13 protein-coding genes are annotated in these 13,998 nt (G+C 62.6%); 10 read left to right on the top strand and 3 right to left on the bottom strand.

From position 1 onward, the window contains the following. Positions 1 to 5 precede the first annotated feature (5 nt). Together ligB and metK are read right to left on the bottom strand one after the other, a co-directional pair. Positions 6 to 1,721 carry an NAD-dependent DNA ligase LigB gene (gene ligB / locus ACWHVV_RS00280; protein ID WP_447927582.1) on the bottom strand — a complete coding sequence of 572 codons (1,716 nt, stop codon included), beginning with the start codon at positions 1,719 to 1,721 and terminating at the stop codon, positions 6 to 8. A gap of 112 nt (positions 1,722 to 1,833) precedes the next feature. Then, complete coding sequence (gene metK, locus ACWHVV_RS00275; RefSeq protein ID WP_447894809.1) at positions 1,834 to 3,054, bottom strand: methionine adenosyltransferase; 1,221 nt, start codon at positions 3,052 to 3,054, stop codon at positions 1,834 to 1,836. A gap of 221 nt (positions 3,055 to 3,275) precedes the next feature. Here metK and tkt point away from each other — a divergent pair, with 221 nt between their 5' ends. The 10 genes from tkt (at position 3,276) to ACWHVV_RS00225 (ending at position 12,574) form a co-directional block, all read left to right on the top strand. After that, positions 3,276 to 5,264: a transketolase gene (gene tkt / locus ACWHVV_RS00270; protein ID WP_447927581.1), complete on the top strand. Its 1,989-nt coding sequence runs from the start codon at positions 3,276 to 3,278 to the stop codon at positions 5,262 to 5,264. Between the two features lie 27 nt (positions 5,265 to 5,291). After that, on the top strand, positions 5,292 to 5,645 hold the full coding sequence (locus tag ACWHVV_RS00265) for a CidA/LrgA family protein (protein WP_447927580.1): 354 nt from the start codon (positions 5,292 to 5,294) through the stop codon (positions 5,643 to 5,645). After that, a complete protein-coding gene (locus ACWHVV_RS00260) occupies positions 5,635 to 6,357 on the top strand; it encodes an LrgB family protein (RefSeq protein ID WP_447927579.1) in 723 nt (240 codons plus the stop codon). The genes ACWHVV_RS00265 and ACWHVV_RS00260 overlap by 11 nt, the downstream gene beginning before the upstream one ends. 67 nt (positions 6,358 to 6,424) lie before the next feature. Next, positions 6,425 to 7,471: a type I glyceraldehyde-3-phosphate dehydrogenase gene (locus ACWHVV_RS00255; RefSeq protein ID WP_447927578.1), complete on the top strand. Its 1,047-nt coding sequence runs from the start codon at positions 6,425 to 6,427 to the stop codon at positions 7,469 to 7,471. A gap of 34 nt (positions 7,472 to 7,505) precedes the next feature. Then, positions 7,506 to 8,678 carry a phosphoglycerate kinase gene (locus ACWHVV_RS00250; RefSeq protein ID WP_447927577.1) on the top strand — a complete coding sequence of 391 codons (1,173 nt, stop codon included), beginning with the start codon at positions 7,506 to 7,508 and terminating at the stop codon, positions 8,676 to 8,678. A gap of 46 nt (positions 8,679 to 8,724) precedes the next feature. Beyond that, positions 8,725 to 9,789 carry a class II fructose-bisphosphate aldolase gene (gene fba / locus ACWHVV_RS00245; RefSeq protein WP_447527306.1) on the top strand — a complete coding sequence of 355 codons (1,065 nt, stop codon included), beginning with the start codon at positions 8,725 to 8,727 and terminating at the stop codon, positions 9,787 to 9,789. A gap of 154 nt (positions 9,790 to 9,943) precedes the next feature. Further along, complete coding sequence (locus ACWHVV_RS00240) at positions 9,944 to 10,282, top strand: hypothetical protein (RefSeq protein ID WP_447927576.1); 339 nt, start codon at positions 9,944 to 9,946, stop codon at positions 10,280 to 10,282. 253 nt (positions 10,283 to 10,535) lie between these two features. Further along, positions 10,536 to 11,252 (top strand): HAD family hydrolase, encoded by a 717-nt coding sequence (locus ACWHVV_RS00235; RefSeq protein WP_447927575.1) that lies wholly within the window; start codon positions 10,536 to 10,538, stop codon positions 11,250 to 11,252. Next, entirely contained in the window at positions 11,236 to 11,610 is a 375-nt protein-coding gene (locus tag ACWHVV_RS00230) for a translation initiation factor Sui1 (protein WP_447927574.1), read from the top strand. The genes ACWHVV_RS00235 and ACWHVV_RS00230 overlap by 17 nt, the downstream gene beginning before the upstream one ends. 55 nt (positions 11,611 to 11,665) lie before the next feature. Beyond that, positions 11,666 to 12,574 carry a nuclease-related domain-containing protein gene (locus tag ACWHVV_RS00225; protein WP_447927573.1) on the top strand — a complete coding sequence of 303 codons (909 nt, stop codon included), beginning with the start codon at positions 11,666 to 11,668 and terminating at the stop codon, positions 12,572 to 12,574. A 5-nt stretch (positions 12,575 to 12,579) separates the two neighbouring features. Here ACWHVV_RS00225 and ACWHVV_RS00220 read toward each other — a convergent pair whose 3' ends face one another. After that, positions 12,580 to 13,911, bottom strand: coding sequence for a deoxyguanosinetriphosphate triphosphohydrolase (locus ACWHVV_RS00220; protein ID WP_447927572.1), 1,332 nt, complete (start codon positions 13,909 to 13,911; stop codon positions 12,580 to 12,582). Positions 13,912 to 13,998: the final 87 nt, after the last annotated feature.

The following is a 13,998-nucleotide window of genomic DNA, read 5'->3' as shown; positions in this document are numbered from 1 at the left end:
TCAGCCTAGAAGCCCGCTACCCGGTAGGCTCTTAGCTGCGTGGCCATGCGGGTCACCTCCGGGTGGCTGAAAAACGCGGCCAGCGCCTCGCCGCGCACCGGGCCCACCCCGGGCCGTGCTTGCCACTCATCCGCGCTTAGCGCGCGCAGCGCCTCCCAGTCACCCAGGCGCGCATCGCCGCCGGGCGGCATGCCCAACGCGGTCAGCCAGGCTTCGAAGGAGGCGCGCCGGGCCTGACCGAACGCTCCCATCAGCGCCTCGGCGCGGGCCGTGCCAATGCCGGAAACGCGGGTTAACTCCTCGTGGCTTAGCCGCTGCCAGGCTAAAAGGCCGTCCACCTGGCCCGCGTCCAGCAGTGCGCGCCAGGTACCTTCGCCAACGCCGTTCATGCCCAGTTGCTCGCCCAAATAGGTCAGCCGCGCCAGCAACTGATCCTGACAATCCGGCGTCAACGTAAAGCAGCTTAAAAGGTGATACTGCTCGGGTGCGGGTGGAGTGAGCTCGCCGCGCTCGCGGGTGTGCCAGACCACCTCGCTCACCTGGGGGATGGTCAGCCCGGCAAGCTCGACGGCCACCTGATCGCCGGGGCGCACGTCCCATTGTTCCCAGCGATCCAGCGAGCCAAGCGACACCCGGCTGATGCGTCGGCCATCGAGCATGACCGGGTCGAGCCATAAAAGCGGCGTGACCCGCCCGGTGCGGCCCACGCGAAACTCTACCCCGCGCACCATGGCCAACGCCTGGGACGGCGGGTATTTCCAGGCAATGGCCCACTCAGGGGGCGATGAGGACCAGCTCTGCACCCCGGGCCGCTCGGCCTGCTTGATCACCACGCCGTCGGTGGCAAAGGGCAGCGGCGCATTGAACCAGACATCGCGCCAGTAGGCGGCGTCGTGTTCGGCGTCGAGATGATGGGTGTAGGCACCGGTATCGAAGCCAAGCGATGCAAGCGCTTCCAGCCGCGCGGCCATGTCGGTGGGCCCATCCGGCCAATCCCAGACGAACAGGCCAATGCGCGTAAGCGTCTCTACGTTTGGGCTGCGCTGGGCCATGGCGCCGGCCACCAGGCCTCGCGCGCCGCTGTCCGGCGCCTGGGACTGAACGTGATCCTCCAGGCGCCAGTAGAGCTCGCCCTGGAAGATGGCATCGATGGCTTGCGGGAGTTCGTTGGGTACGGTGTCGATTCTTTGCGCCCGTGCGGTCCAGTCCTGGCCGCGTTCGCCGTCTCCGCGGCTCACCGCCTCGACCAGCGTGCCCTGCGCGTAGCGCAGCGTCACTGCCACGCCGTCCACCTTGGGCTGAATCCAAAGGTTTTCCCGCCGAGTGGTAAACCGGCGCACGCCGTCTTCGTCGGCTTTTTCAAGCCCGGTCTGGGCCGCCGGGTGATGCCGGGTCGAGGTGGTGCGCACTACGCCTTCGAGCGGGCGATGCGTCGGCGTTTGCCCCAGACACCGCTGCCACTCGCCCAACCGCGCGACGGCCTGGTCGTAAAGCGTGTCGCTCACCAGGCCAACGCCCTCGGCGTGGTAGCTCAAATCCCACAGCGCGATTTGCTCGGCGAGCGCCTGGGTTTCCAGCGCCAGCTGCGCCTCGGGCCAAGGGGGGCAGGCATCGGCTTTTGCCGCGAGCGGCCAAAGCAGCGTCCAGAGCGCCATCCCGAGGGCGGCGATCAGATAATACGCGGTTCGCGCGTGGGCGTGTCTGGGTCGTTTGACGTTCATTATTCTGCCCCGAGCCTAACTATTCATAGCCAAGCCTAGGCTAAAACGACGCGTTCGCCCACAAAAAAACGCCCCCGGGGTAACCGGGGGCGTTGTCTAGCAAGCGTTCGACTTAAAGCCCGGCGGCGCGGCGCAGTGCGTCGGCCTTGTCGATCTTCTCCCAGGGGAACGCCGTGAAGGTTTCAGTGCGCGTCTCGCCCTTGTCGTCGACCCACTGGTAGCTGTGCTCGAAGGGCGCGCGGCCGAAGTGGCCGTAGGCCGCGGTGAGCTGATACATCGGGTGCAGCAGATCGAGCATTTTGGTGATCGCGTAGGGACGCAGGTCGAAGTGCTCGCGCACCAGCTCGACGATGCGCGCGTCGTCGAGCTTACCGGTGCCGAAAGTGTCGATGGCGACCGAGGTCGGCTCGGCCACACCGATGGCGTAGGACACCTGGATTTCACACTTGTCCGCCAGGCCCGCGGCGACCACGTTCTTGGCCACGTAGCGCCCGGCGTAGGCGGCACTGCGGTCCACTTTCGACGGGTCCTTGCCCGAGAACGCGCCGCCGCCGTGGCGGGCCATACCGCCGTAGGTGTCGACGATGATCTTGCGCCCGGTCAAGCCGCAGTCGCCCACCGGGCCACCGATGACGAACTTGCCCGTCGGGTTGATGTGGTATTGAGTGTTCTCATCCAGCCATTCGGCGGGCAGCACTTCTTCGATGATTTCGCGCTGAACCATGCGGCGCAGGTCTTCCTGGGCGATCTCCGGGTCGTGCTGGGTCGAGAGCACCACGGCATCCACGCCGCAGGGCTGGCCTTTGGCGTCGTAGCGGAAGGTCACCTGGCTTTTGGCGTCCGGGCGAAGCCAGGGCAGCATGCCGTTTTTACGAAGCTCGGCCTGGCGCTCTACAAGGCGGTGCGAATAGTGAATCGGCGCCGGCATGTAGGAGTCGGTTTCGTTGGTGGCGTAGCCAAACATCAGGCCCTGGTCGCCGGCGCCCTGATCTTCGGGCTTGGTGCGATCCACGCCTTGGGCGATCTCCACACTCTGCTTACCGATCAGATTCACCACACCGCAGGTGGCACCGTCGAAGCCCACTTGTGAAGAGGTATAGCCGATCTCGGTGATCACATCGCGCACCAGGGTTTCCAGATCGACCCAGGCGGATGTCGTGATCTCGCCGGCGATGATCGCTACGCCGGTTTTCACCAGGGTTTCGCAGGCCACGCGCGCCTGCTTGTCCCGGGCGATGATCGCATCCAGCACCGCGTCGGAAATCTGGTCGGCAATTTTATCGGGGTGCCCCTCGGAAACGGATTCGGAGGTAAACAGGGAATATTCGCTCATTACGCGCTCGGCCCTCGTACGACGGCTGCCAGCTGACAGCATCAGGAAAATCATGGCAGGAGGCACCCTGCCAGAGTCATAAAGCGGCGGTGCCGCCTTAAACGGTAAAGTTTACACGCAAGGGCTCCGTCTTCCCATAACGCGCGCCTTTAATTTGCCGATGCCGGGGAAGTCAGCGACAATAACGCTTTTACCGTTTTCGTTTAGGCGAGGAGCCCCCCATGCCGTCCCGTTTTGAGCTGGCCAACGCCATTCGCGCCCTTTCCATGGATGCCGTCCAGAAGGCCAAGTCCGGCCATCCTGGCGCCCCCATGGGAATGGCGGACATCGCCGAGGTGCTGTGGAATGACTACCTCAAGCACAACCCCGAAGACCCGAAATGGGCCGACCGCGACCGGTTCGTGCTCTCCAACGGGCACGGCTCGATGCTGCTCTACTCGCTTTTACACCTCACCGGCTACGATGTAAGCCTCGAGCACCTGCAGGCGTTTCGCCAGCTCCATTCGCCCACCGCGGGCCATCCGGAGTTCGGCTACGCCCCGGGTATCGAAACCACCACCGGCCCGCTCGGTCAGGGCTTTGCCAACGCGGTGGGCTTTGCGATTGCCGAAAAGACGCTCGGCGCGCAGTTCAACCGCCCCGGCCACACCGTGGTCGATCACCACACCTGGTGCTTTTTGGGCGATGGCTGTCTGATGGAAGGCATCTCCCACGAGGCGGCATCGCTTGCCGGCACCCAGCAGCTGGGCAAGCTGATCGCGCTTTATGACGACAACGGTATCTCCATCGACGGCGAGGTCGAGGGCTGGTTCACCGACGACACCGCCAAGCGCTTCGAGGCCTACGGCTGGCACGTGGTGCCCAATGTGGACGGCCACAAGCCAGACGAGATCAAGGCGGCCATCGAGCTTGCCAAGCAAAGCGATAAGCCGAGCCTGATCATCTGCAAGACCATTATCGGCTTCGGCGCGCCCAACAAGCAGGGTAAAGAAGACGCCCACGGTGCCCCGCTGGGGGATGAAGAAATCGCCGCAGCGCGCAAACAGCTTGACTGGGCGCACGCGCCGTTTCATGTGCCCGAGCCGATCTACTCGGCCTGGGATGCCCGCCAAGAGGGTAAAAAGCAGCAAGAGGCCTGGAACGAGCGCTTTACCCGTTACGCCGATGCCCACCCGGAGCTCGCCCGCGAGTTCAAGCGTCGCATGAAGGGCGAGCTGCCTGCAGAGCTTGGCACCGAGGCGCTGATCGAAAAGGCCCAGGAAAAAGGCGAAAGCATCCCGACGCGCAAGGCCTCGCTTTTGGCGCTCAACGCGATTGGCCCGCAGATGCCGGAGCTTCTGGGCGGCAGCGCCGACCTGGCGCCTTCTAACCTGACCTTCTGGGAAGGCACCAAAGCGATCACCGCGGAAGACCCGAACGGCAGCTACCTGCATTATGGTGTGCGCGAGTTCGGTATGGGCGCGGTGATGAACGGCCTTGCCCTGCACGGCGGCTTCGTGCCTTACGGCGCGACCTTCCTGATCTTCATGGAGTACATGCGCAACGCCGTGCGGATGGCCTCGCTCATCGGTAATCACGCGATCTACGTGTTCACCCACGACTCCATCGGCCTTGGCGAAGATGGCCCGACCCACCAGCCGGTCGAGCAGCTCACAAGCCTTCGCACCACGCCGAACCTTTCGACCTGGCGCCCCTGTGACGCCGTCGAGACCATGGCGTCCTGGGATGCGGCGCTCAAACGCCGCTCCGGGCCCACGGCGCTGGTGCTGTCGCGCCAGAACCTGCCCCACCAGGCGCGCACCAAAGCGCAGCTGGCCGCCATTCAGCGCGGTGGCTACGTCCTGAAGGACTCCGAGGCCACCCCGGAGCTGATTTTGATCGCCACCGGCTCGGAAGTGGGTCTGGCCATGGACGCCGCCGCCGAGCTCGAAGGCCAGGGGCGCGCCGTTCGCGTGGTCTCGATGCCTTCGACCTACCGTTTCGACGGTCAGGACGCCGAGTACAAGGAGAGCGTGCTACCCAAGGCGGTAACCAAGCGTATCGCCATCGAGGCGGCCCACGCCGATTACTGGTACAAGTACGTGGGTCTGGATGGCCGGGTAATCGGCATGACCACCTTCGGTGAGTCCGCGCCGGCAGGCGATCTGTTCAAGCACTTCGGCTTCACCGTCGAAAACGTCGTCACCCAAGCCAATGAGCTGTTGGGTTAAATCGAAACGAATAGGTCATAGGCCACAATGCCTGCGTTAACCGGTTTCTTGTGGCTGATTGGCTACTACCTGATCGGGGAGGCGGTGATTCATTTCACCGGCCTCCCCGTCTCTTCCGGCGTGGTGGGAATGCTTGCGCTGACCGCCACGCTGATCGTGCTGCGCCGCGTGCCCACATCGCTTGCCGCCGCGGCCCAGCCGCTCATCGCGATGTTGGCCATGTTGATCATGCCCGGCGTCGTCGGGGTGTTTTTTATCCTCGACGAGCTGGGCGGTCAGTGGCTGGCCATTTTGTTTGCGTTAGTGGTGGGCACGCTTTTGAGCGTCGTCACCACACTTTGGCTTCTCAAACGCCTGATGGACACCCCCCGTGCCCGCTAACGGTTTGCTCGAAACGCTGTCCGCCACGCCGCTTTTTGCCGTTGCGTTGACGCTGGCGGCGTATCTTTTGGCCAACGCCCTGTTTATCCGCTTGAAGCGACCCGCCTGGCTACCGGCGGTGCTGATCGCCGCGCTTTTACTGGCGGCCACCCTCGCCTTGATCGGCCTGCCCTACGAGGTTTACCGGGAAGGGGCGACGTGGCTAACGCTTTTGCTCGGCCCCGCCACCGTGGCGCTGGGCTTACCGCTTCACCAACAGCTCCCCCACATTCGCGCGCTTTGGCGCCCGCTTCTGGTCTGTTTACCCCTGGCCGCTAGCCTGGCCGTTTGCTACGCGCTGGGGATCGCCTGGCTACTGGGCGTGCCGCCGGCGCTTTTGTCGTCGTTGGCCGCCAAATCGGTGACCGCGCCCATCGCAATCGGTATTACCGAGGAGATCGGCGGGTCGGTCGCGCTGATGCTGGGGGCACTGCTGGTCACCGGCGTGACCACGGCGGCCTGTACCGCCGCCGCCGCAAGGTTTTTGAAGATCGACGACGACCGCCTGATCGGCTTTGCGTTAGGGCTCAACGGTCACGCCATCGGCACCGTACGGGCCTTCGACATAAGCCCGGCGGCCGGCGCCTTCGCCTCGCTAGGCATGAGCCTGACGGGCATTTTTACCGCGCTTTTACTGCCGTTTGCCTGGCAGCTGGTAGGAGCCGGGGCTTAAAATACGCTATTATCCCAAGCGTTTACGGCCGCTACGGCCCCACCGTTTTTTGAAGAGCCGCCACGCCATGGCCGATTCCAGGACATACCGCATCGCCATCAACGGGTACGGCCGTATCGGTCAGTGCGTTTTGCGTGCACTGATCGAGCGCGGCCCCCCGGAGCTCGAGGTCGTGGCGATCAACGAGCGCTCGGACCTGGCAACGATCACCTACCTCACCCGGTTCGACACCACCCACGGGCGCTTTCCAGGCGAGGTGGAAAACGACGGCGAAGCGCTCATCGTCGGTGGCCAGCGCATCCAGATACTCAACGAGCCCGACCCGGCGAAGCTGCCCTGGCGCTCGCTTGGCATCGACCTGGTGCTGGAGTGCTCGGGCAGTTTCAAGGACCGCGCCACCGCCGAAAAACATATCGAAGCCGGCGCGAAGCGGCTGCTTTTCTCCCAGCCGGCGGAGTCGGACGTGGATGCCACCATCGTATGGGGCATCAACGAGGATTCGCTTTCGCTCGAGCAGCGCATTCTGTCGGCGGCCTCGTGTACGACCAACTGTCTGGTGCCGCTTTTGACCGTGCTGGATGAGGCGCTGGGCCTGGAGCACGGCGTCACCACGACCATCCACTCGGCCATGAACGACCAGCCGGTGATCGATGCCTACCACCAGACCGATCTTCGCCTGACCCGCTCGGCGATGCACTCCATCGTGCCCGTGGACACGGGCCTGGCCGTGGGTATCAGCCGATTGATGCCGCGCTTTGCCGGACGCTTCGAGTGCTTGCACGTACGCGTGCCGACGATTAACGTTTCGGCCATGGACGCCTCGCTCACCGTGCGCCGCGATACCGACGCTTGCGAGGTCAACGCGCTGCTGGGCCAGGCCGCCGAAACGCGCCTGGCCGGGGTGCTGGGTTATACCGAGGCACCGATGGCGTCGATAGACTTCAATCACGACCCGCACTCGGGCATTCTGGATGCCACCCAGACCCGCGTGGCCGGCAAGCGCCTGGTCAAGCTACTCTGCTGGTTCGATAACGAATGGGGCTTTGCCAATCGTATGCTGGACATCAGCCAGCGCCTGGCCGCTTTGACCGCCACCGCGCGCTCGAAACCATGACGCGTCACCGCCCAACCACAAGGAAGCCGCCTAGATGAACGTGCAAAAAATGTCCGAATTATCGCTTCAAGGACAGCGTGTACTGATCCGTGAGGACCTGAACGTACCGATCAAGCATGGCCGTGTGTCGAGTGATGCGCGCCTGCGCGCCGTTTTGTCGACCGTTCAAGCGGCGGTAAGCGCAGGGGCCAAGGTCATGCTGATGAGTCATTTGGGCCGGCCTACCGAAGGCGAGTCGGCAAAGGAGTTCTCGCTGGCCCCGGTCGCCGAGCGCTTGGGTGAGCTTCTGGGCCAGCCGGTCACGCTCTCGACCGATTATCTGGACCAGCCGCCGACCCTCGACGACGGCCAGGTGGTGCTGCTCGAAAACGTACGCTTCAACCGCGGTGAGAAAGGCGACGACGAGGCGCTTGCCAAACGCTACGCCGCGCTTTGCGATATCTTCGTAATGGACGCCTTCGGCACCGCTCACCGCGCCCAGGCCTCGACCCACGGCGTCGCGCGCTTTGCGCCAAAAGCCTGCGCCGGCCCGCTGCTGGCCCAGGAGCTCGAGGCGCTGGAGAAGGCGCTGGCCAACCCGAAGCGCCCGATGACGGCGATCGTCGGCGGCTCGAAAGTCTCCACCAAGCTCGACGTGCTCAACGCGCTTTCTGAAAAGTGCGACCAGTTGATCGTCGGCGGCGGGATTGCCAATACGTTCATCGCCGCGGCGGGCTACAATGTGGGCAAATCGCTTTACGAGGCGGAGCTAGTCGACAAGGCCAAAACGTTAATGGCCACGGTCGATATCCCGCTGCCGACGGACGTGGTCGTCGCTACCGAGTTTTCCGAATCCGCTGAAGCGACGGTCAAGCCGGTCGACCAGGTCAATGACGACGAGATGATTCTGGATATCGGCCCGGAGACCGCCAAGCGCTTGGCCGGCCTTTTGAAAGAGGCGGGTACCATTTTATGGAACGGCCCGGTGGGGGTATTCGAAATCGATCAGTTCGGTAAGGGCACCGAGGCGCTTTCCAACGCCATCGCCGAAAGCCCGGCGTTCTCGATTGCCGGCGGGGGCGACACTCTGGCGGCTATCGACAAGTACGCCATTAGTGACCGCGTCTCGTATATCTCGACCGGAGGAGGCGCGTTTTTAGAGTACGTCGAGGGTAAGGAGCTCCCCGCCGTGACTGCCCTTGAAGCCGCCGCCCGCGGCACCCGGTAATTGCATCCACCTCATCCATCAATACAGACAAACTTAAGGTGACTTCATGGCTTTAATCAGCATGCGCCAAATGCTCGACCACGCCGCCGAGCAGGGCTACGGCATCCCGGCCTTCAACGTCAACAATCTCGAGCAGATGCGCGCCATCATGGAGGCCGCAGACAAAACCGACTCGCCGGTCATCATTCAGGCCTCGGCGGGGGCGCGCAAGTACGCCGGTTCGCCGTTTTTGCGCCACCTGATTCTCGCCGCGGTCGAAGAGTTTCCGCATATCCCCGTGGCCATGCATCAGGATCACGGCACCAGCCCCGCGGTATGCCAGCGCTCGATTCAGCTCGGCTTCTCCTCGGTGATGATGGATGGATCACTCGGTGAAGATGGCAAGACGCCCATGGACTACGACTACAACGTCGACGTGACCCGTCGCACGGTGGAAATGGCCCACGCCTGCGGCGTTTCCGTCGAGGGCGAGCTTGGCTGTCTGGGCAGCCTGGAAACCGGCATGGCCGGTGAAGAGGACGGCATCGGCGCGGAAGGCAAGCTCGACATGGAGCAACTTCTCACCGACCCGGAAGAGGCCGCCGAGTTCGTCAAGGCGACCCACGTGGACGCGCTGGCCATCGCCATCGGTACCAGCCACGGCGCCTACAAGTTCACCCAGCCGCCCACCGGCGATACGCTCTCGATCAAGCGGATCAAGGAGATCCACGCCCGCATTCCCGACACCCACTTGGTGATGCACGGCTCCTCCTCGGTGCCCCAGGAGTGGCTGGATGTCATCAACCAGTACGGCGGCGAGATTCCGGAAACCTACGGCGTGCCCGTCGACGAGATCGTCGAAGGTATCAAGCACGGCGTGCGCAAGGTCAACATCGACACCGACCTGCGCTTGGCCTCCACCGGCGCGGTACGCCGTTTTCTGGCGCAGAACCCGGCCGAATTCGACCCGCGTAAATTCCTGAAAGAGACCGTCACGGCCATGCGCGATCTGTGTATCGCTCGTTATGAGGCCTTCGGCACCGCCGGTAACGCCAGCAAGATCAAGCCGATCAACCTGGAAGCGATGTTCGAACGCTACGCACGCGGCGAGCTGGATCCCAAGGTAAAATAATCTCACGCTGTTGTGCATGGACAAAGGCGGCCCCGGCCGCCTTTTTTTATTTGCCCGCCCCAGGCGCTAAAACGGTTGTTGCAGCGCAGCATCGGTGTAGTATGGTGCTTAGGGGCGCTTGCGCACCTATCCCGCATCGTTACAGGTAGCTCTTATGAAACAAACGCCGTTTAGCGCCCCCTTTCTACCCGTACTGGGCATCTACAAAGCGGGCTTCATGGCTTTCGAGCTTTGGAGCACCTCGCTTTCGACGATTACCGAGCGACAAAAGCTATGGCAGACGCAGCCGTTTTTCAGCCCCTCGATGATGCTGGAGAATCAGCGCATGGTCACCGAGAAAATCGAGGCGAGCCTGGAAGCCGGAATGGTGATGCAAAAGACCTTTCTTAACGCGCTAAGCGGCCATTACGCACCCTGGTGGGTCACCAGCCAAAACACGCTTTCGCCCTATCATCGCCGCAGCCGGGCCAACTCCCGCCGACTCACGCGCTAAGGTTTTAGCTTTTGCATCGGTGCGGTTTGCGCCGAATAAGCTTTCGTCGTTGTAGCTTTCGTCGTTAGGTGAAGGTTTTAACACGCTTTTTGCCGCTGCCTACCATTACTCGCGGCCCCACAAGGGCCGCGGCGGCGTTATATAACTGTAAAAAAATTATAAAACAGTGTTCACAAAACCCTAAAAATCTCGTTCAATAGGTCAACGGTCGGCTTTTATCACTACACGCAGCGAAACGCTGCAAGGATCAACGATGCCGCTTCCACTTTTGTTGTTCGATTGTGATGGCACTTTGGTTGATAGCGAACCCCTTCTTGCCGAAGAGATGGCCACGGCGCTGAGCAGTGTCGGACTGCCCTTCGAACGCAGCGATTACATGGGTGAATTCCGCGGCGCGCGCTTTCGCAATATCGTCGCCGAGCTTCAGGCCCGTTTCGGCGCCGTCGATGCCGAAACCCTCGATCAAGCCGAGCGCATCATGCGCGAAAATCTGGCTTTTCGTCTTGCCCAGGAACTGACGACGCTAACCGGGGTGTACGATGCGCTCGAAAATCTGAGCCATTTTCCCAGCGCCGTGGTCTCCAACGGTCCGGAAACCAAGATTCAGACCGCCCTCAAGGCTACCCGGTTAGACAGCTACTTCGGTAAGCGCTTTTTCAGCGGCTATACCGCCAACTGCTGGAAGCCCGAACCCTGTCTACATTTACACGCAGCCAGTATCATGGGGTATAGCGCCGGTGAGTGCATCGCCATCGACGATGCCCTGGTCGGTGTGCGCGCCGCCTTGAAAGCGGGGATGACGGTCATCCACCTCAACCGCTTTCCCGAGACAGAAACCACGCCCGAGGGCGCACTCGAGATTCGCAGCATGCGCGAGTTGACCGGGGTGGTGGAGCGTCTGGCCTTCGAACGAGAGCCCGCGGCAATACCCGAATCGTTAGTAGAGAAACAGTATGGCGTCATTACGTGACCAGTTGGGTGGTCTTGTATACTCAACCGAACAGGGTAAAACCTGCCCCGATTGCCGCGAACCGGTCGAGCAGTGTCGCTGCGAAGAGGCCAGCGAACAGGCGCGGATCGAAGCCCTAGATGGCATCGTGCGCATCCGCCGCGAAACCAGCGGACGTAAAGGCAAAGGGGTCACGACGCTAAGTGGCATTCCGCTTGGCGGTGAAGAACTCAAAACGCTTGCCAAGACGCTCAAGAAGCGCTGCGGTACCGGCGGCGCGGTGAAAGACGGTATCGTCGAGATTCAAGGGGACCATCGCGAAACGCTCAAAGTGGCGCTTGAAGCGATGGGCTACAAGGTCAAGCTGGCGGGTGGCTAGACGACCCGCCAGGCAAACACCGCAGAGTGACTCTGCTTACCGGTAAGGCACTGCAATGGTTTGGCTGGATTACCTGCTACCGCTCATTTTCCTGTTCCCGATGGCCGCCATGGCCAGCGTCGTTCTGGCGCTGCGCAGCCTGCACGATGCGCGGGTCCAATCACCCTTCGATGCACCGCTACGCGAACCGGGCCAGGCCCTTCGCCACCGCCTCGACCAGGCCTATTCCAGCCTGTTTTTAAACGGTGCACTAGGCCCGATCATAAGCCTTGCGCCGCTGGTCTACGGCATGGGGCGCATGCTGTTCGTCATCCGTCAGGAGTGGATCGAATGGGCGCTCTACGGCCTGCTGAGTACGCTATTGGTGGTGGCGTTTTCGCTGCTTTTGATTCGCGACTATCAGCGCATTCGCCGGCTCAAGCTGGGGCTCGCTTGCGAGCTGGCCGTCGGCCAGGAACTCGAGCGGATGATTCGCCCCGAAGCGCATCCCTATTACGTGTTTCACGATGTGCCTACCGATAGCTTCACCCTCGACCACGTCGTGGTCACGCCGCAAGGCGTCTTCGTCGTGGAAACCCGGGCGCGGACGCTAGCGATCAATACCCAGGGTAAAGAGGTCAACCAGGTCGCGGTCGAGCGGGAACGGTTGCGTTTTCCCCACTGGCAGGAGCGCCGCCCGTTGCATAAAACCCGCCAGGGGGTGGCCTGGCTTTCCCAGTGGCTGGAGCAGCGCTGCGGCGTACCCGTCAAGGTGAAAGGCGTACTGGTGCTACCCGGCTGGGAGATCGACACGAGTGAAGCCGCGCCGGATGTGATGGTGGTCAGCGGCGAGCAGCTCTCGCGTCAGCTAAACCACATCACGACGGGGCCGCTTAGCGATATCATGCATGACAAGGTCATTCATGTGCTCATGGAGCGCTCACGGATCATGGAACCCCGCCATCTGCGTCAGCCGTCGGTATAACGCCTTTAGTCGCCGCGCAGCCGGCCGCCCATTTCCTGAGCCAAGTCCACGGCGTAGTGGTCGGTCATCCCGCCGATGAAATCGAGCATCCGCCGATAGCTGTCGTAAAGCGTCCAGGAAGGCAGCGGCGTGTTCTCACCAATTAGCGCCAATACGCGCTGATGCTTGAACGAGCTCTGCCCGGTGTGGTGTAGCTCGTGGGCCGCGCCGATAAACGCCTCCAACAGAATCCCCAGCGTCGTATAGGCGCCGATCTCGAGCTTTGCCTTGCGCTCGTTTTGAAAGATCCGCTCTCTTGCCAACTGTTTAGCGGCCTGTACCCCCCACCCCAGGTCCGGATGGCAAAGTTCCAGCAAATCGTCGCCCAGTGTGCCGGTCAACAATGCCTGCTCGTTTTGCACGAACACCGAGGCTACTTCATTGACCGCGCGTTCCATGGCCGCCCCGCGCAATAGCGCAATACGCCGGCGTTGAGAGACGTTACGGCTGAGCATCTCGTCGTACTCCGGCGGAAACTCGCCGGCGACCTGGCGCAGAATCTCGACGACCTCTTCATAGCGCAGAATGCCCATCTCCAGGCCATCTTCCAGGTCGAGCAGCGCGTAGCAGATGTCGTCCGCGGCTTCGACCAGCCACGCCAACGGGTGGCGACACCAACGCTGCTCGCCCTGGGGTAAAAGGCCCACCGCCTCGGCTACCTCGGCCAGCAGCGCCTGCTCGGACTGGTAGCAACCAAATTTGCCCGCCCGACCGCCGTAGCGCGCCGTCCAGGGGTATTTCAGCAGCGTCCCCAGGGTCGCTGCCGAGAGACGCATCCCGCCGTTGAACTGGTTGTACTCGATCTGGGTAATGACCCGAAAGCCCTGAGCGTTGCCTTCGAAGGTAAGCAAGTCCTCACACTCGGCCTCGGACAACCCCTCCAGCAGCCCGCTGCCCTGGGCGCGGCGGAACCAGTCGCGAATGGCGTACTCGCCGGCGTGGCCAAAGGGGGGATTGCCGATATCGTGACCCAGGCAGGCGGTCTGCACGATCACGCCCAGATCCGCCGGCGTAATCCATTCCGGGAGCTGGTCCTGGAGCAGCTCGCCTACGATCATGCCCAGCGAGCGCCCTACGCAGCCTACTTCCAAGGAGTGGGTCAAGCGGGTATGGATATGGTCGTTTTCGGTAAGCGGATGAACCTGGGTCTTGCGGCCCAACCGACGAAACGAGCCCGAGAACACGATGCGGTCGTGGTCCTTGTGAAACGGAGTACGCCCTATTTCGCGGCCAGTGGTCGAGCGCTTGTCGTGCAAACGGCGGGGCGAGAGCAGCTGCTCCCAGCGCATCTGTGTCATGGCAATCCTCCTTGAGACGTGCATTTTGACACAAATGGCGATCCGGCGTGAGTGGGGGGCAGCGTGTTATACGGGGGCAGGCATTGT

The organism is Vreelandella sp. EE27 (assembly GCF_968206495.1).
Note: the sequence above shows the minus strand (reverse complement) of the source record. Positions and strands in the feature narration are given on the sequence as shown.

Excerpts from the sequence above, each read along its gene's own strand:
- ligB (WP_447927582.1), bottom strand. The coding sequence starts at position 1,721 with ATGAACGTCAAACGACCCAGACACGCCCACGCGCGAACCGCGTATTAT.
- metK (WP_447894809.1), bottom strand. The coding sequence starts at position 3,054 with ATGAGCGAATATTCCCTGTTTACCTCCGAATCCGTTTCCGAGGGGCAC.
- tkt (WP_447927581.1), top strand. The coding sequence starts at position 3,276 with ATGCCGTCCCGTTTTGAGCTGGCCAACGCCATTCGCGCCCTTTCCATG.
- ACWHVV_RS00265 (WP_447927580.1), top strand. The coding sequence starts at position 5,292 with ATGCCTGCGTTAACCGGTTTCTTGTGGCTGATTGGCTACTACCTGATC.
- ACWHVV_RS00255 (WP_447927578.1), top strand. The coding sequence starts at position 6,425 with ATGGCCGATTCCAGGACATACCGCATCGCCATCAACGGGTACGGCCGT.
- ACWHVV_RS00250 (WP_447927577.1), top strand. The coding sequence starts at position 7,506 with ATGAACGTGCAAAAAATGTCCGAATTATCGCTTCAAGGACAGCGTGTA.
- fba (WP_447527306.1), top strand. The coding sequence starts at position 8,725 with ATGGCTTTAATCAGCATGCGCCAAATGCTCGACCACGCCGCCGAGCAG.
- ACWHVV_RS00240 (WP_447927576.1), top strand. The coding sequence starts at position 9,944 with ATGAAACAAACGCCGTTTAGCGCCCCCTTTCTACCCGTACTGGGCATC.
- ACWHVV_RS00235 (WP_447927575.1), top strand. The coding sequence starts at position 10,536 with ATGCCGCTTCCACTTTTGTTGTTCGATTGTGATGGCACTTTGGTTGAT.
- ACWHVV_RS00230 (WP_447927574.1), top strand. The coding sequence starts at position 11,236 with ATGGCGTCATTACGTGACCAGTTGGGTGGTCTTGTATACTCAACCGAA.
- ACWHVV_RS00225 (WP_447927573.1), top strand. The coding sequence starts at position 11,666 with ATGGTTTGGCTGGATTACCTGCTACCGCTCATTTTCCTGTTCCCGATG.
- ACWHVV_RS00220 (WP_447927572.1), bottom strand. The coding sequence starts at position 13,911 with ATGACACAGATGCGCTGGGAGCAGCTGCTCTCGCCCCGCCGTTTGCAC.